Origin of the sequence: Hyphobacterium sp. CCMP332 (assembly GCF_014323565.1) — a bacterium.
Classification (GTDB): Bacteria; Pseudomonadota; Alphaproteobacteria; order Caulobacterales; family Maricaulaceae; genus Hyphobacterium.
In genome coordinates, this window is sequence record NZ_CP058669.1 from 1,779,198 (window position 1) to 1,795,208 (window position 16,011).

General features: G+C 60.1%; 16 protein-coding genes. 3 read left to right on the forward strand and 13 right to left on the reverse strand.

Annotated elements, in window-relative coordinates; translation table 11 throughout:
• Positions 1–4: 4 nt before the first annotated feature.
• From HXX25_RS09100 to HXX25_RS09125, 6 genes are all read right to left on the reverse strand, one after another.
• The gene (locus tag HXX25_RS09100) at positions 5–1,543 is read right to left on the reverse strand and encodes an AAA family ATPase (RefSeq protein WP_187165609.1); all 1,539 of its coding nucleotides are present in this window, start codon (positions 1,541–1,543) and stop codon (positions 5–7) included.
• Positions 1,544–1,558: 15 nt separating this feature from the next.
• Entirely contained in the window at positions 1,559–2,236 is a 678-nt protein-coding gene (locus tag HXX25_RS09105; protein ID WP_187165610.1) for a CpaD family pilus assembly protein, read from the reverse strand.
• Positions 2,237–2,248: 12 nt separating this feature from the next.
• Positions 2,249–3,706, reverse strand: coding sequence for a type II and III secretion system protein family protein (locus tag HXX25_RS09110; RefSeq protein ID WP_187165611.1), 1,458 nt, complete (start codon positions 3,704–3,706; stop codon positions 2,249–2,251).
• 10 nt (positions 3,707–3,716) lie between these two features.
• Positions 3,717–4,565, reverse strand: coding sequence for a Flp pilus assembly protein CpaB (cpaB, locus tag HXX25_RS09115; RefSeq protein ID WP_187165612.1), 849 nt, complete (start codon positions 4,563–4,565; stop codon positions 3,717–3,719).
• A gap of 113 nt (positions 4,566–4,678) precedes the next feature.
• Entirely contained in the window at positions 4,679–5,182 is a 504-nt protein-coding gene (locus tag HXX25_RS09120) for a prepilin peptidase (RefSeq protein WP_187165613.1), read from the reverse strand.
• 150 nt (positions 5,183–5,332) lie between these two features.
• Positions 5,333–5,491: a Flp family type IVb pilin gene (locus tag HXX25_RS09125; protein WP_187165614.1), complete on the reverse strand. Its 159-nt coding sequence runs from the start codon at positions 5,489–5,491 to the stop codon at positions 5,333–5,335.
• Positions 5,492–5,767: 276 nt separating this feature from the next.
• On the opposite strand from HXX25_RS09125, the gene HXX25_RS09130 reads away from it, so the two are divergent.
• The 3 genes from HXX25_RS09130 to HXX25_RS09140 all read left to right on the forward strand — a co-directional run bounded on the left by HXX25_RS09130 (position 5,768) and on the right by HXX25_RS09140 (position 7,398).
• The gene (locus tag HXX25_RS09130) at positions 5,768–6,253 is read left to right on the forward strand and encodes a pilus assembly protein N-terminal domain-containing protein (RefSeq protein ID WP_187165615.1); all 486 of its coding nucleotides are present in this window, start codon (positions 5,768–5,770) and stop codon (positions 6,251–6,253) included.
• A gap of 88 nt (positions 6,254–6,341) precedes the next feature.
• Complete coding sequence (locus HXX25_RS09135) at positions 6,342–6,869, forward strand: TadE/TadG family type IV pilus assembly protein (RefSeq protein ID WP_187165616.1); 528 nt, start codon at positions 6,342–6,344, stop codon at positions 6,867–6,869.
• Positions 6,862–7,398, forward strand: coding sequence for a TadE/TadG family type IV pilus assembly protein (locus HXX25_RS09140; RefSeq protein ID WP_187165617.1), 537 nt, complete (start codon positions 6,862–6,864; stop codon positions 7,396–7,398). The genes HXX25_RS09135 and HXX25_RS09140 overlap by 8 nt, the downstream gene beginning before the upstream one ends.
• Here HXX25_RS09140 and HXX25_RS09145 read toward each other — a convergent pair whose 3' ends face one another.
• The 7 genes from HXX25_RS09145 to HXX25_RS09175 form a co-directional block, all read right to left on the reverse strand.
• Positions 7,399–8,196 carry an aminotransferase class IV gene (locus HXX25_RS09145; protein WP_187165618.1) on the reverse strand — a complete coding sequence of 266 codons (798 nt, stop codon included), beginning with the start codon at positions 8,194–8,196 and terminating at the stop codon, positions 7,399–7,401.
• Entirely contained in the window at positions 8,196–9,467 is a 1,272-nt protein-coding gene (locus HXX25_RS09150; RefSeq protein ID WP_187165619.1) for an anthranilate synthase component I family protein, read from the reverse strand. Before HXX25_RS09150 ends, HXX25_RS09145 begins: the two co-directional genes overlap by 1 nt.
• Positions 9,464–10,228 carry a tyrosine-protein phosphatase gene (locus HXX25_RS09155; protein WP_187165620.1) on the reverse strand — a complete coding sequence of 255 codons (765 nt, stop codon included), beginning with the start codon at positions 10,226–10,228 and terminating at the stop codon, positions 9,464–9,466. Before HXX25_RS09155 ends, HXX25_RS09150 begins: the two co-directional genes overlap by 4 nt.
• Positions 10,229–10,341: 113 nt before the next feature.
• A complete protein-coding gene (locus tag HXX25_RS09160) occupies positions 10,342–11,805 on the reverse strand; it encodes an AMP nucleosidase (protein ID WP_187165621.1) in 1,464 nt (487 codons plus the stop codon).
• A 44-nt stretch (positions 11,806–11,849) separates the two neighbouring features.
• A complete protein-coding gene (locus HXX25_RS09165; RefSeq protein ID WP_187165622.1) occupies positions 11,850–12,887 on the reverse strand; it encodes a ribonucleotide-diphosphate reductase subunit beta in 1,038 nt (345 codons plus the stop codon).
• Between the two features lie 136 nt (positions 12,888–13,023).
• Positions 13,024–13,842, reverse strand: coding sequence for a lipid A-modifier LpxR family protein (locus HXX25_RS09170; RefSeq protein ID WP_187165623.1), 819 nt, complete (start codon positions 13,840–13,842; stop codon positions 13,024–13,026).
• Between the two features lie 193 nt (positions 13,843–14,035).
• On the reverse strand, positions 14,036–15,889 hold the full coding sequence (locus HXX25_RS09175) for a ribonucleoside-diphosphate reductase subunit alpha (protein WP_187167806.1): 1,854 nt from the start codon (positions 15,887–15,889) through the stop codon (positions 14,036–14,038).
• Positions 15,890–16,011 lie beyond the last annotated feature (122 nt).

Consider the following 16,011-nt stretch of genomic DNA (forward strand, 5'->3'; position numbering starts at 1 on the left):
CAGATCACTTTCCAAACAGGCCTCCGAAAAGACCTTTCTTTTGAGGGGCAGCTGCACGGCCGGACAACATGGCAGCCAGATGCGAGAAGCCTTCGGCGGCTTTCGATTTCGGATCGACCTCGGCAATCATCTGCCCGTCATTGGCGGCCTTGCCGAAGAGTTGCGGCTCGAATGGCAGGACCAGAGCGGGTTGAACGCCCAGCGCCTCGGCAAAATCCTTGACCGGAATTTCCGGGCGTTTGGCAATCCCCGCCATATTGATCACCACTTTCGGCGGTTCGTCATTCGGGCGCGAGGCATGGATCAGATCGAACAGATTCTTGGCATTCCGAAGGGAGGCCAGTTCCGGTGTAACCGTGACCACCACCTGATCGGCCCCCAGAATCGTGTGCTTCACCCAGGGCGTCCAGGTATGCGGCAGGTCCAGCGTGATAAACGGGGCCTGACGGCGGATCTTGTCGAGCACAGCCTCGTAGGCTTCAGGACCGAAATCCCAGTCCTTGTCGAGCGTCGCCGGCGCAGAAAACAGCGACAGGCGTTCCGTGCAGCGCACCAGAAGCCGGTCCAGCAGTGCATCATCGAGGCGATCCGGATCGCTCAGCGCATCGCCCAGCGTCTGCGCCGGGTCCTGATTGAAATCGAGCCCGGCCGTGCCGAACGACAAGTCCATATCCACCAGCACACAATCGGCATGCGAATTTTCCGATATGCACCAGGCCGTATTGTGCGCGACGGTGGAAGCCCCGACGCCGCCCTTGGCACCGATAAAGGCAATCGTCTTGCCCGCAAACGGCGCTTCCGGATCAAGATAGAGACCGGAAATCGTGCGGATCAGATGCAGCGGAGACATTGGCGGCACGAGGTATTCGCTCACGCCGCGCTTCATCAGCTCGCGATAGAGCGAAATGTCGTTGGCGGCTCCGATAATGATGACTTTCGTGCCCGGATCACAGAATCCGGCCAGTTCTTCCAGCTGGTCAAACAGGCCTTGCCCGCGCATCCCCGATTCGATGATCAGGAGATCCGGCGTCGACTGGGTCGCAAACCGGTTGATCGCCGCTGGTAGTCCGCCCAGCTCCACTTCGACATGGGTTTTGGACAGGCGGCGGTCATTGGCGGCATTGTGCACCAGCGCACCGCTTTCCGGGCGTTCGCAGAAGGCATGGATGGTGATCCGGGGAATAGGCTGGTCCGGGATGTCATCATCGATCTCACCGACCAGCGGGTCGATGGTTTGGGGCGCATAGCCCTCAGGCTCAAAGCCGTCAAAGCCGGATGTCGGGTCAGAGACCGGCTCTGCCACATACGCGTCGGCTTCGGCCCAATCATCTTCGGGCGCCGTCACCGGCACTTTCGGCGCTGCCGCCGCGCGCGATCCGAACGGACGCTGCGCATCACCGCCGTCGCTGAAGCCATCCAGATCACCGAATTCTTCATAGCCCTCATTCGCGCTGTCGCTCAGAAGGCGGCGCTCCACTTCAGCCGGATCAAGGAAATCGTCCTCGTCCAGGAAGTCGTCGTCATATGTCTGTGGTTCAGCCATTCTTCTTATCCAGCGCTATTCAACCGCAGAGGAAACGGCGCCGCTTTCATCATCGCGGCGCTGCGTGCCGGTGGGTTCACCCCGGCGATAGGTATCAAGGACGGTCTGACGGCGGCTGCCATCAGGCGCATCGGAATCGGTCGGGCCGATGAGATGATAGGGATCGCCCACCATCGCCGCACGGTTCTGCGCCATGAAGCAGCCAAAGCCGGCATAGGCCTGATTGTTGCGCTCGCGGACAAGATCATCCCACTGCCGGTTTTCACATTCGGCCGGCAATTCCGCGACATAGTGCAGATAGCTGACGATCAGAGGCGCATTGCCCATGCCCGACGCATTATAGGGGCCTTCTTCGGTATAGCGGGCGGAAACACCTTGCGAATCGAGGAAAGCCCGCAATTCGCTCAACGCCGAATGCGCAGCGGCATCTTCACTGCCACCATGCGGATAGGACACAATGATCGGGCCGTGACCATTGGATTTGTAATGATCGACAAAGGCCTGGAACATGCCCAGCTGTGACCACAGAAGGCCATTGGCCTCCGCATCCACAAGCAAGTCCATACGGGCCGCTTCCTGCACCGGACGTGCTTCCGGAAAGCCGATCAGATTGGTCGTTGACGTTCCCGTTGTCCCGCAGGCAGCGAGAAACGCGGCGGGAATGAGGGCGGTGAGGGTTTTTATCATCTTCATGTGCCTTCTCCCCTAATCGATCAGAAATCCGACAGGACCGGTCCATGACCGGCCTTCTGTCTGGGCGCCCGGCACCGCATAGGCGCGGTTGATATTGCCGAAGACAAAGGTTTCCAGTTCACTTGCCGCACGGAAGCCGTCCAGCGGCGTTGCCGCGTCATTCTGGTTGATCGGATCGACCAGGTACGGCGTCACGATCACGACCAGCTCGGTTTCCTGATTCTCGAAGTCACGAGAGCGGAACAGCGCGCCCAGCACCGGCAAATTCTGGACACCTGGCACGCCGTCGAGGTTCTGGCGGGTTTCTTCCTGAATGAGGCCGGCCAGAACGAGGCTGCCGCCGGAGGGCAGCTCTACCGTTGTTTCGGCGCGATTGACATTCAGACCCGGTATCGTCAGCCCCGGCACCGTGCCGATCACATTGCCCTGGTCATCGGTCACATTCTGCGAGCCCAGCTCCAGCGAGCCCTGATTGGTCAGCTCGGAAATCTCCGTCGAGATCCGCAGCGAAATACGGCCTTCCGAGAGCACGACCGGCGTGAAGCCGAGCCCGACACCGAATTGCTTGTATTCGACGGTGATATTGCCATCGCGGTCACGGCCGACGGGCACCGGGAATTCACCGCCCGCCAGGAAATTGGCGGCTTCACCGGAAATCGCCGTCAGATTGGGTTCCGCCAGCGTGCGCACCAGACCGACACGTTCGAGCGCCTGGATCAGGGCTCCGGCAGAGCGAATGTCGCCGCCGCCTGTATTGGTATAGTCAAACTGTCCGCTGACACCGCTCAGCGCCCGGCCGACCAGCGAGAATTCCTGCTCGGTCGCGACATTGAAGGCGACATCATCGAGCTGCCCGGCTGCTGACAGATTGATGCCCAGCTGGCGAACAATCGTGCGCTGCATTTCCACAATACGAACCGACAGCATGACCTGTTCGCGGCCCTCGATCGACAGCATGGACAGCACATTTTCCGGATTGTCCGTCCAGCGTTGCGCCAGGCGCAGCGCCGTATCGGCTTCGGCCGCGCTGCGCACCGAGCCGGACAGGACGATATGATTATTCATGGCCTCGGCCATCACCACACGATCCGGGAGGAAACGATCCAGCGCTTCCTGCAGGGCGCGCATGTCCCGCTCGACACGGATATCGAGATCAAGGATCAGTTCGCCGTCCGCATCAAAGAAGAAGGCATTGGTCTGGCCGATGGCCTGTCCCAGCAGATAGGCGCGGGTCGGCGTGCGGATCACCGCATCGGCCACTTCGGGATTGGTCACCAGGACGTCCACCGCATCCACCGGCAGGTGAATGATGGCGGCTTTGCTCAGCGGCAGGTTCAGGACTTCGGAGGCCGGGCCGTAACCTGACCGCGTGATATAGACCTGCATGGTCGTCGATTCGGTGGCCGATTGCGCCAAGGCGATTCCCGCAGGAAGCATTGTCACCAGCGCGAGTATGAGGGCGCGTAACATGTTCGGCCTCCTAGTTGTCACCGGCCGAGACCACACGGGCCTGACCATAGCGATAGACAACCATCTGATCCTCGTCGCGGAGCGGTTCGAAATCTTCGGGGTCCGGGCGATTCAGATTGGGGTTGGGTTGGCGCGAGACGAGACGGGGACCGCCTTCACCATCGGAAAGGCTGCGCAGCGACAGCGAGATTTCTCCGCGCGCGACCGCCAGAACAACCGCATTGGCCTGTTCCGGCGTCAATTCCAGCGTCGCGGTCTCGCCGACCACAACCCCTTCGGCATCCGGATCATCACCAAAGGACTGGTCGATGGCCAGAATGCGGGCATTCTCGACAACGGTTTCTGCCACGAAGAACCGGCGGCGTGTCGCGCCCTCTTCCTCGGCTTCATAGGACACGATGACATCCACGCGGTCTCCGGGAAGGATGAATCCGCCGGCTCCTGTCTCCGCACTGATCGGGACGGAGGTGGCGCGCATGCCCGGTCCGAGCACAGCCGACATGAAACCGGCTTCCCCGGCCTGCAGAAGCTGGCGCGCCGATACCGGCTCGCCTTCCGATACCGCGCTGCGGACAACCGAGCCGGCAAAGGTCTCGGCGGCATCCGGATCACGATCTCTGCGTACCTGTGACGGGTTGACGGCATCCTGCGGCCAGGCCTGCCAGTAAAGGTCGCTGGCCTGCACGCGGGAGCCGATTGGCAGATCACGGCGCGCGGCCAGAACTTCAACCGTGGCCGCTTCAACGATCTGTGGCTCGGTAGCCACCGGTTCGCTGGAAGACGACTGGTAGACAAAGTAGGCAGCAGCAGCAGCGGCCAGCGCAGCGGCGATCAGAACTATGATTCTTGCGGCGTTCATCGGCGCGAATCCCCTCGGGTTACGCGCTCATCTCACCTGTAAATTCCAAAAGGGGAGTTAAGATTCGAATGTGATTGCAATCTATTGGGAAGGTTTCTTCACAAGTCGAAAAATCACAGCACCGCCAGAAGGAAAATCTGACTGTCCGGAAGGGTCCACAAAGCGCCTGCAGCAAGGGCAATCCCGTAAGGCGCGGGCGCGCCATCAGCGAGCAAAGTGTCCGTCATCCAGCGCTGCGGTAATCCTGTCGCAGGTGCAGCCCGGCGCAGCATGATCAGCGCAACGGCCAGCAAACCGCCCATCAAGGCGGCTTTTCCAAGGAACATCAGGGCATCCGGCCAGCCAAACCAGAGCGCCGCTGCGGCGACAAGCTTGGCATCGCCGCCACCAATCCAGCCCGGGGCGAACAGCGCCATGCCGATCAGCAGGGCCACAACCCCGACCAGGAGGTGAAGCCCGAAATCCATCCAGCTCAGGCCGAGAAAAATCGCCGCGACAGGAAAAATCAGGGCGAGCGCCCCGCAGAGCCAGTTCGGGATCGTGTAGCTCATGGCATCGCGCGCAGCGGCAAGCACCATGAGGAATACAAAAACCAATAAAACGAACTGACCCGCCATCTCTTCACTCCGGATGATTTTCCATTCTCTATAGAGCAACAGGCTTAACAATCGGTTGGCTGCGATCCAGGGGCTATCCCGATGGCAGCCGGATAGCAAAAGGGGCCGCCCGATGGGCAGCCCCTTGAACGCTTTTGATTGTCTCGCGAACTAGATCGCGTCGGCAACCGTCTGCATGTTGTCACGAACGCCGGTACCGAGCGCCGTCACGGCACCGATAATAACCACAGCGATCAGAGCAGCGATCAGGCCATATTCGATAGCCGTTGCACCAGATTCATCTTTGAAAAAGCGAGTTACGATTTGCATTGGGTCTACTCCCGTGTTGCTAGCCACACATCCACTTCAAGGAGGCTTTTTGTCCCGACCTCTCTTGTCGTGTGCAATCAATAAAACACAGGACCGTTTAAAAGAGGTGAATACTCATACTTAATTTTCTACTAATATTTCGAACCGTGGTTTATAGTTAAATTTGACTGAAGAAAACAAGTGTAAATCGAATGTGATCTTCGAACCTTTCCGTTTAGAAAGTCTTCACGCGGCTGCGTTCTTATGGGGGGAACAGCGACACCCGTGGAGCACCCCATGCGCAATGCCCTGACCGCCCTTGCCTGCCTTCTGTTTGCTCCGGCCCTGGCCGCCGCCGACCAGATGCTGGAAGTCGAGCACGCCGATGTTGTCCGTCTTCAGGCTTCAGCCTCCACCGTTATTATCGGGAATCCGGCGATTGCCGATGCCGTCATCCATGACCGGCGGACATTGATTGTCACCGGCCGCCTCTTTGGCCGGACGAATATCATCGCGCTGGATCGCCAGGGCCGGGTGATTTTCTCGGAAGACTTTGTGGTCGGCCCGTCAACATCCGGCCAGCTTGTCCTGCAACGCGGGACGGCCCGCACGACGATGACCTGTACGCCCAATTGCGCGGCCAGCCCGACTGTCGGCGATGACACCGAAGCCTTCGACACGCTCACCGGCCAGCAAAGTGCGCGAATCGGCCTGGCCGGTGAAGCCACGGCCATTACAGAAGACTCCCAGAGCCCGCGCCGTCTTGAAGGCGGCAATGAATAGGGCGCCTTAGCGCGCCATTAACCCTGCCTCTTCACGCGGGTTTAAAAGCTTCATGTATAGAAAGAGTGCTGACTTCCGGAGCCGGATCATGCACAGGACAGGTTTCTTCAAATCCTTCCGTAAAAATCGCGATGGCGCGACCGCCGTCGAGTTTGCGCTGATTGCCGGCCCGTTTTTCTTTTTTCTGATGGCCCTGATCGAGATTGCGGCCGTCTTCTTTGCCGAAACCGTTATCGAGAATGCCGTTCTGGAATCGGCACGCCTGATCCGCACCGGCCAGCTGCAGGGCGGCGGCGGTGATGCGGCCAGTTTCCGGACCGAGGTCTGCGACCGGATCGAAGTCATCGCCAATTGCGACGAGATGGTCTTTGAGGTTGCGGTCTTCGAAGATTTCGACGCGATCAATCCAACCCCGCCCATTGCCGACGATGGAACGCTGAATGGCGGCAATATGGGCTTCGATCCCGGCAGATCCGGCGATATCGTTCTGGTCCGCGTCTACTATTCCTACCCGTTGATCCTGCCGAACATGTTCGGCGCAGCCGGCAACCTTCCGGACAATCGCCGTCTGATCCAGTCCTCCACCGTATTCCGGAACGAGCCCTTCGATGATTAGGTCAGCGCGCACATTCCTCCGCCGCCTCGGCGGCAATCGCGACGGCGTCTCTGCGGTAGAGTTCGCCCTCATCGCCCCGGTCATGGTCCTGCTCTATCTTGGTATGGTCGAGATCTCGCTGGCTCTGTCGGTGGACCGCAAGGTCACCAATGCCGCCAGTGCCATCGCCGACCTGATCGCACAGGATGATGTCATCACCGATGGCGAGATGATCAACATTCTCAATGCCAGCAGAGCCATCATCGCCCCCTATGACACCGATCAGTTCGCGGTTCGTATCTCCAGCGTCTCCATGGATCTGACGGGTGATGTCGCGGTTGACTGGAGCGATGCCCGCGGCACGCTGGCCCGGGCTGAAGGCTCCCAGCCGACCCTGCCCGCCGGCCTGCTCAATCCGGGCCGCTCGATCATCTGGGTGGAAGTCGCCTATGCCTATGATGCCCCGTTCCGGGAAATCACGGGTGATTTCAACATCGAGGAAGAATTCTTCCTGCGTCCGCGCCAGTCTCTGGTCGTCAGCCGCGACTGATCAGAGATCAGCAGCCTGCAACCGGACAAGGATGCCTGAGGCCAGCTCAAAGACCTGTCCGTCGATCCCGGACACCGGCATGACACCGCCCACAGAATTCGTGATCCATACCGATTGCGCCGTCATTAGCGCATCCGGCCCGGCCTCAACCTCCTGGGTCACCCTTCCCGCCGCCTCCAGCCAGCCCAGAACGCATTGGCGCATGACGCCATTGCGGATGCCGCACGCTGTTGCGGGCGTATAAACCTGCCCGTCCCGCTCCCAGAACAGATTGGCGCTATCGGCCCCGGACACAAGGCCCGATTCCGTCAGCAGAAGGGCCACATTACAGCCGCGCGCCATGGCCTCGCGGCGGGCGGCCAGATTATCGGCATAGCTGAGCGTCTTGAACCGCGCCGCCAGACTGCTGGCCGAACGGCGCAGTGCGACCGTTGCCAGCCGCACAGCCGCCGGGCGGGGTGGCACGGGAAAATGCTCGAAGAACAAGCGGACATACGGCTCAATGATCGGCGCAAGACCGCGCCCACCCGGCCCGCGGGTCAGGATCAGCTTGCCAATCCGCTCATCGTCCGCATCCGTCACTCCGGCGATTGCGCGCTCGATGGCGGCCCAGTCCGGCACCGGCAGTTCCAGGGCCTCACACCCCGACGCCAGCGATTTTGCATGAAGCGCGGAATGACGGATCCGGCCGTGTGCGATACGAAACGTCTCGAACACGCCATCGCCCAGGAGAAATCCGCGATCCTCCACCGGCAGGCCGTCAATCGGCCGGGCCACTCCATCTGTCAACGCCCACATCAATCCGCCTCCAGAGCGCTCTGGAGCGCGCTCAGCTTCTGCAGCGTCTCTTCATACTCGGCTTCAGGTTCGGATTCGATGGTGATCGCTCCGCCCGACCGCGCCGCAATCTGCCAGTCGCTATCGGTGCGGATGAGGTCCAGCGTCCGGATCATCACATTGAAATCCATCGCCTGACCGCCCTCCCCGATCCAGCCCAGCGCGCCGCAATAGGGCCCGCGCCGCGCCTGTTCGGCGGCGGCGATCAGCTCCATCGCCCGGATTTTCGGTGCGCCCGTAATCGAGCCGGGCGGGAAGGCCGCCGTGATCAGATCCAGCGCGTCCCTGCCCGACTGCAACCGGCCTTCCACGGTCGAGACCAGATGATGGACATTGGCATAGCTTTCCACCGCATTGAGGCGCGGCACGCGGATACTGCCCGGCATGCAGACGCGGGACAGATCATGGCGCACCAGATCGACGATCATCAGATTCTCCGCCCGGTCCTTGGCGCTGGCCGATAGCGCTTCCGCTTCGGCCCGGTCGGCGGCCGGATCGGCCCGGCGCGGGCGCGTCCCCTTGATCGGCCGGCTTTCAACCCGGCCGGCCTCCAGCTTCAGGAAACGCTCGGGAGAATTCGTGATCACCACATGATTGCTTTCGGGCCGGAACCAGGCCGCATGCGGGGCATCGCTTTGCGCGATCAGACGCAGGAAAACCGCCCAGGGATCTCCCTGCAAACGCCCGGTAAAGCCCTGTGAGAGATTGGCCTGATAGATGTCCCCGGCGCGAATGTGATCGATCAATGTCTGGCAGGCCGCCAGATAGGCCTCTCGCGGCCAGACGGGACGGACCTGTCCGCACGCCGGTTTCGCCGGTGGTCGCCCGATATGCAGCCCGGTTTTCAGGCGCGCGCGGCCTTCTGCACTGCCCTCAAGCGTCAGGCTCTGCTTTACCGGATCGAACACCGCCCAGGCCGGATAGACTCCCAGCCGGACCAGCGGAAACCATTTGTGAGGGGCGCCGAGTTTCGGCTCGAGCACTGCGCCGAACTCATAATCAAAAAGACCGGCCAGCTGATACCCTTCCGCCAGAACCGTTCGCGCACGGTCCAGAAATGCCGCCAGATCGTCGCCCGGCCAGAAGGTCAGATGATCAATGGCGAGGGCATAAAGCCGGGATTGCGAGCGCTGCCCGCCCTGAAGCAAGAGCGAACCGTCCTGTATGCGAAAGGGCGCAAAGGCCTGCTCCGGCGCGATCCAGTCAAGCTGTTCCGAACCGGATGCGCTCACCGGGCTATCAGATTGGCCCGGACCGCCGCAACTTCGTCTTCCGTCAGGCCGAGCACGTCGGTGACATAGCTTTCCGCCGAGCCGATCTCGTCAAAGGCCTCGTCCAGATATTCGGCTTTCACGCCGAGGAAGACCCGCATCGACTCTTCCGGCACCTTGCGCTCATAGGTTTCCTCGATCCGCTTGTGGATCAGCGGTACCAGCAGGTCATAATCGACCGCCGTATTGGTCATCAGATAATCATCATAGATGTCGTCTTTCGAGGCGCCCGCCAGTGACAGGGCCAGCGCGCAGAACAGGCCGGTCCGGTCCTTGCCCGCCGCACAGTGAACGACAAAGCCCTCATCGGGGCCATGCGTGGCGAGCTCGCGCAATCCGGCGGTAAACACCTCCTGATTACCCTTCTCGTTCGGCAGGCGGCGATAGGTCGAGCGCATGAAAGTGGCCACGCCGTCTGCACTCATATCCCCGGTGCGTAAAAACCGCATATGCGGCGGCTCGGCATGACCGGCGACATCCGATTGCAGGACGCGGAAACCATCGCCCCAGCTCGACGGTTCATTGTCGCGTTCGCGCGGGCGGCGCAAATCGGCCACCACCGAAATATTGAGCGCATCAAGCTTGGCCCGGTCCGCATCGGTCACATTGTGAAAATGCCCGGAGCGATAGAGCCCCGAGCGGACGCGCGTCCCGTCCCGTCCGGTGTAATCACCGAAATGGCGGAAGTTGCGAATGCCTTCAAATTCAAGAACACGGCTCATGAATGTCTGCTACTGGACCCGGCCGCAAAGGGCAAGACGCTCCAAAAAACAATCGCCCATTCGGGTGAAAAAACATGTGAAATCCGCAAACGGGAAATGGCCGGCCAACCGCCCTACCTGAATGGCGGTTCGTCGAAACTGCGCAGCTTGCGCGAATGCAGCGCATTCGCCTCATTGCTGCGCAATATCTCGACGGTCTCAATGCCCGCCATCAGGTGTTCGGAGACCGATTTCTGATAGAAGAGATTGGCCGCGCCGGGCAGTTTCAGCTCGCCATGTAGCGGCTTGTCCGACACGCACAGAAGCGTCCCGTACGGCACGCGCAGGCGGAAACCATTGGCGGCAATCGTCGCCGATTCCATGTCCACCGCGATGGCCCGACTCTGGTTGATGCGCCGCGCCTCGGCGTGATAGCGCAGCTCCCAGTTCCGGTCGGCATAGGTGGCCACCGTCCCGGTGCGCAGGCGGCGCTTGATATCTTCCCGGCTATCGCCCGAGACGCGCTTCACCGCATCGGCCAGCGCGATCTGGATTTCGGCAATCGCCGGCACCGGAATTTCCAGTGGCAGATCCCGGTCCAGCACCCGATCATAGCGCAAGTAAGCATGCGCCAGCACATAGTCGCCCAGACGCTGGGAATGGCGCAGCCCGCCGCAATGGCCGATCATCAGCCAGCATTGCGGGCGCAAAACCGCCAGATGGTCGGTAATATTCTTCGCATTCGACGGGCCGACGCCGATATTGACGAGGGTGATGCCGCGTCCGCCGGGCGCCTTGAGGTGATAGGCCGGCATCTGGTAGCGCCGCCAGGGTGCCGCCTCGACATCGGCGCGCGGGTTGGGCGTATTCGCATCCACCTCGACAAAGCCGGCCGCCGAGAAACTCTCGTATTCATTATCCGCTTTCAACTGCCCGATCGCCCAGGCCGTAAAGGCGTCCACATAGCGATGGTAGTTGGTAAACAGGATGAATTGCTGGAAGTCCTCATAGGGACTGCCGGTATAATGCTTCAGCCTTTGCAGCGAATAATCCACCCGCGGCGCATCAAACAGCGTCAGCGGACGCGGCGCGCCGGGCGGCGGTGTGCGCTCGCCATTGGGCAGGGCGTCATCGATTTTCGCCAGATCAGCATAAGGAAAATTGCGTACCAGATCGGCGACAGACGCCGCATCCAGATCCAGATCCTCCGCCCCGTCCAGAACGGTCGAAAACGCGATCTCGTCCGAGGACGGGCCGGTCTCGATAATGATGTCATACTGGTCATTCAGCAGGGTCAGCTGGTCGATCAGATAATCGCGAAACAATTCGGGATGGGTGATCGAGGAGGCATAAAGCCCCGGCTCGGAAAACTTGCCGAAGGCGCGGCTCACCGGCGGCGGCGAGCCTTCCGGTTCATAGCGCACGCGCAATTCGGGATAGGCGAAGGCCCCGGCTTCGCGGGCTTTCGCGTCCGGCGCGATGCCGTTATCCAGATAGGCTTTCAGCGCAAGGCGGAGATTTTCAACAGAGGCGGAATGGAGGCTCACCAGCCGATCAACGGCCGCCTCCGGTGTCTTGGCAATTTCAAACGTTTTCATGGCCAGCTAATGCCGGAAACAGGCGCGGGCGGCAAGTCGAATCCCTACTCCGCCGGCAGATCGTTCAGCGGCTTGCTGTTCTGGAATTTGTCGAAATTCGACCACACGCCGTCTTCGCCATGCCATTCGCCCTTGGTCGCGCCCTTGGAATATTCCGTGGCGCGCGCCTCGAAGAAATTGGCATGCTCGACCCCGTTCAGGATCTCGGTCAGCCACGGCAACGGGTGCTTCTCGATGCCGAAAATCGGCTCCAGCTTCAGCTGGCGCAGGCGCCAATCGGCGATATAGCGAATGTAATTCTTGATATCGTCCGGCGTCATGCCTTCAACTTCGCCGGCTTCAAACGCCAGTTCGATAAACTTGTCCTCGAGCGCCACCACGGTACGGCAGCATTCCACGATCTTGTCCTTCACGTCCTGCGTATAGGCGCCGGTCTCCTCGGCGAAGGTGTGGAACATCTTCATCATGCCCTCGCAGTGCAGCGATTCATCGCGCACCGACCAGGACACGATCTGGCCCATCCCCTTCATCTTGTTGAAGCGCGGGAAATTCATCAGCATCGCGAAAGAGGCAAAGAGCTGCAGGCCCTCGGTGAAGGCACCGAACACCGCCATCGAGGTCAGTACATCCTCGTTGGTTTCCACCCCGAACTGGCCAAGATAATCATGCTTGGCGACCATTTCCTTATACTCGGTGAAGGCCGAAAACTCGCTGTCCGGCATGCCGATGGTTTCCAGCAGCAACGCATAGGCGGCGATATGGACCGTCTCCATATTCGAGAAGGCGGCGAGCATCATGCGCACTTCAACCGGTTTGAAGAGCGGCATGTAGTTTTCCATGTAATTCGCGCCGACTTCGACATCGGACTGCGTGAAGAAGCGGAAAATCTGCGTCAGCAGATTACGCTCGCGATCAGACAGATTGGTCGCCCAGTCCTTGCAATCCTCGCCCAGCGGCACTTCTTCCGGCAGCCAGTGAACCTGCTGCTGCTTTTTCCAGAATTCATACGCCCACGGATAACGGAACGGCTTGTAGGAATGGCTGACGGTCAGAAGACCTGGAAGCTGAGCGGTATCGGACATGGAAAACCCCGGTGAAGCTATGAAGGCGACTCGCCCGAAGGCGTGTCCCTGATCACTACATATTGGGGTTAATCGCCTCTAAAGGTCCAGACCTTGTAGGCACACTCTTCACAAGAAAATCGCGTTTTGTGGATAACTACCAGCGGCGGCTGAGCGAAAAGGCCGCAAAATCATCGGCGGCATCATAATCATCAATGCCGATCCGGGCGGTGCGTTCCCGCCGGACATAGGCGAATGACAAATCATTGTCGCCAAAGCGCATGGCCACACCGGCCTGGGCGTCGCCCACGACGGCATAGGGCTCCAGCGTCATCGCGCCGCGCATATTCCAGCCTTCGGAGGGATCATACAAAAGCGCCCGGCGTTCAGCGCCGGCGAACAGATACCAGCTGGACCGTTCATTATCGTGCTGCAGATAGCGGCCAACCCGCACTTCCGCACCGGCACCGGCCCCGGAGCCTTCCGGACCGATACTCACCCCGGCGCGGGGCTCAAAGGACAGATCCAGACCGGTTGCACCGCCATAGGATTCAAAGCGCGTGACATAATCCACTGCAACAGATGACCGGGTTTCGCGCATCGGCCGGATAATTGCGGAATCAACGCCGGATTCCGGATCGAACAGGCGGTCAGACCGGGACATCAGGTCCGGCTCATGAACCCGCACTTCGATCCGGGTCAAGTCGTCCAGCTGGCTGATCGCGGCGGAATATCCGGAAAATGCCGTCAGGGAGGCATTATCCGTTCCGGTCTCACCCAGAACGCCGGCCGCCACGGTCGAGGCATTATTGTCAATGAATGACGTGGATTCCGGTTGCTCCATCAGAAACGGCGCGAGAATCACATCGTCCAGATCAAAGGCGAGCGGCCGCGGCGCATCTTGCGCATGAGCCAGCGCGGCGGTTCCGAAAACCGCCAGCGATATCATCGCGATATGTTGACCCGAACGGCGCACGCTTTCACTCCATGAACCCAATTCGACATTCACGGTATCATGCCTGTTTGTGAATTGCGCCTGAATTACGCCGCAAAATCCTTAATCTGGCGATTATGGTGAAGATATTTTTGAAAGCGTGACTCGAAACGCACATGATGCAGCGCAGCAAAAAGGGCGGCTCAATGGCCGCCCTTTTCTCTATTGATTTTGCCTACTGACAGGCGAGGCATTCCTCGTAATCTGTCTTCGCGGCATCCATCATCGAGGCTTCCGCATCCGTCTTGTCGGCTGCCCCGGCATAGGACGCCCGCTGGATCGATTTCGACCGGCAGTAATAGAGCGATTTCACGCCCTTCTCCCAGGCCGTCCAGTGCAGCATGTGCAAATCCCACTTATCGACATCGCCGGGCAGGAAAATATTGAGCGATTGCGACTGGCACACATAGGGCGTGCGATCAGCGGCATGTTCGATCACCCAGCGCTGGTCAATCTCGAACGCCGTCTTGAACAGGTCTTTCTCGTTCTGGTCCAGACAATCGAGATGCTGGACCGAACCTTCATGCTCGAGAATGGAGTTCCAGACCTCCTGCGTGTCCTGACCCTTGGCTTCCAGCACCCGCTTGAGTTCCGGATTCTTGACCGAAAAGGATCCCGACAGGGTCTTGTGGACGTAGAAATTGGCCGGGATGGGCTCGATACCCGCAGAGGTTCCGCCGCAGATGATCGAGATCGACGCCGTCGGCGCAATCGCCAGCTTGTGCGAAAACCGCGCTTTCACACCGGCTTCTTCGGCATCCGGGCACGCGCCGCGTTCTTCCGCCAGCCGGACCGACGCCTTGTCGGCTTCCTGACGGATATGTTTGAACATTTTCAGATTCCAGGACTTCGCCATCGGAGATTCAAACGGCGCATTCATGGATTGAAGGAAGGAGTGGAAACCCATCAGGCCCAGACCGACCGAGCGCTCGCGCTGCGCGGAATAGACCGCGCGGGCCATCTCGTCAGGCGCGCGCTCGATGAAGTCTTCCAGCACATTGTCGAGGAAACGGAAGATGTCCTCGATAAAGCGTGGATCATCCTTCCATTCGAGGAATTTCTCGGCATTGAGCGAGGACAGGCAGCAAACCGCCGTCCGGTCGCGGCCATGCTTGTCGACGCCGGTCGGCAGCATGATTTCCGCGCACAGATTCGACTGGCGGACTTTCAGGCCCTGCTTCTTCTGGTGAGCCGGCAAGGCGTCATTCACCGTGTCGGAGAAGATGATATAGGGTTCGCCGGTTTGCAGGCGCAGATCGAGAATCTTCTGCCAGATCTTGCGGGCCGAGACCGAACGCACGACTTCGCCGGTGCGGGGTGATTTCAGCTCGTATTCGTCATCATTTTTCACCGCTTCCATGAACGCATCAGTGACATTGAGGCCATGATGCAGGTTCAGGCTCTTGCGGTTGAAATCGCCGGACGGTTTGCGGATTTCGAGGAATTCCTCGATTTCCGGATGGTGCACATCCAGATAGACGGCCGCAGAACCGCGGCGCAGCGAGCCCTGTGAAATCGCAAGGGTGAGCGAATCCATCACCCGGATGAAGGGAATGATGCCGGAGGTCTGGCCATTCTGGCCGATCTTCTCGCCAATCGAGCGCACTTCACCCCAATAGGTGCCGATGCCGCCGCCATTCGAGGCCAGCCAGACATTCTCGTTCCAGGTGTTGACGATGTCATTGAGCGAGTCGCCGACCGTATTCAGAAAGCACGAAATCGGTAGGCCCCGCGTCGCGCCACCATTGGAAAGAACGGGCGTCGCCGGCATGAACCAGAGATTCGAGATATAGTCATAAAGACGCTGGGCATGGTCGGTATCGTCGGCATAGGCCTTCGCCACACGCGCGAACATGTCCTGATAGGATTCGCCTTGCAGGAGATACCGGTCGACCATGGTCTTCTTGCCGAAATCGGTCAGAAGCGCATCGCGCGACGGATCGATCTGAACCTGCTTGACCAGTTTCAGATCCGGTTTCTGCGCGCGCGGTTTGCCCGGGCGCAGCGTCTCTTGCGGTTGCGTATCCATGGTGCTTTTTGCCAATGCTGCAGCGTCATAAGGCGTCATTTTTAACTCGTCTCCCCCCGGAAATCAGAGCGCAGCTTGCCCGTCGCGCAAAACGCACGCTTTTGCGCCGCTGCTCTGGAAAT

Bases quoted from the DNA above. Each gene is read 5' to 3' on its own strand.
- cpaB (WP_187165612.1), bottom strand. From the start codon at position 4,565: ATGAACGCCGCAAGAATCATAGTTCTGATCGCCGCTGCGCTGGCCGCT.
- HXX25_RS09160 (WP_187165621.1), bottom strand. From the start codon at position 11,805: ATGAAAACGTTTGAAATTGCCAAGACACCGGAGGCGGCCGTTGATCGG.
- HXX25_RS09175 (WP_187167806.1), bottom strand. From the start codon at position 15,889: ATGGATACGCAACCGCAAGAGACGCTGCGCCCGGGCAAACCGCGCGCG.
- HXX25_RS09165 (WP_187165622.1), bottom strand. From the start codon at position 12,887: ATGTCCGATACCGCTCAGCTTCCAGGTCTTCTGACCGTCAGCCATTCC.
- HXX25_RS09105 (WP_187165610.1), bottom strand. From the start codon at position 2,236: ATGAAGATGATAAAAACCCTCACCGCCCTCATTCCCGCCGCGTTTCTC.
- HXX25_RS09140 (WP_187165617.1), top strand. From the start codon at position 6,862: ATGATTAGGTCAGCGCGCACATTCCTCCGCCGCCTCGGCGGCAATCGC.
- HXX25_RS09100 (WP_187165609.1), bottom strand. From the start codon at position 1,543: ATGGCTGAACCACAGACATATGACGACGACTTCCTGGACGAGGACGAT.
- HXX25_RS09120 (WP_187165613.1), bottom strand. From the start codon at position 5,182: ATGGCGGGTCAGTTCGTTTTATTGGTTTTTGTATTCCTCATGGTGCTT.
- HXX25_RS09125 (WP_187165614.1), bottom strand. From the start codon at position 5,491: ATGCAAATCGTAACTCGCTTTTTCAAAGATGAATCTGGTGCAACGGCT.
- HXX25_RS09135 (WP_187165616.1), top strand. From the start codon at position 6,342: ATGCACAGGACAGGTTTCTTCAAATCCTTCCGTAAAAATCGCGATGGC.
- HXX25_RS09110 (WP_187165611.1), bottom strand. From the start codon at position 3,706: ATGTTACGCGCCCTCATACTCGCGCTGGTGACAATGCTTCCTGCGGGA.
- HXX25_RS09130 (WP_187165615.1), top strand. From the start codon at position 5,768: ATGCGCAATGCCCTGACCGCCCTTGCCTGCCTTCTGTTTGCTCCGGCC.
- HXX25_RS09155 (WP_187165620.1), bottom strand. From the start codon at position 10,228: ATGAGCCGTGTTCTTGAATTTGAAGGCATTCGCAACTTCCGCCATTTC.
- HXX25_RS09145 (WP_187165618.1), bottom strand. From the start codon at position 8,196: ATGTGGGCGTTGACAGATGGAGTGGCCCGGCCGATTGACGGCCTGCCG.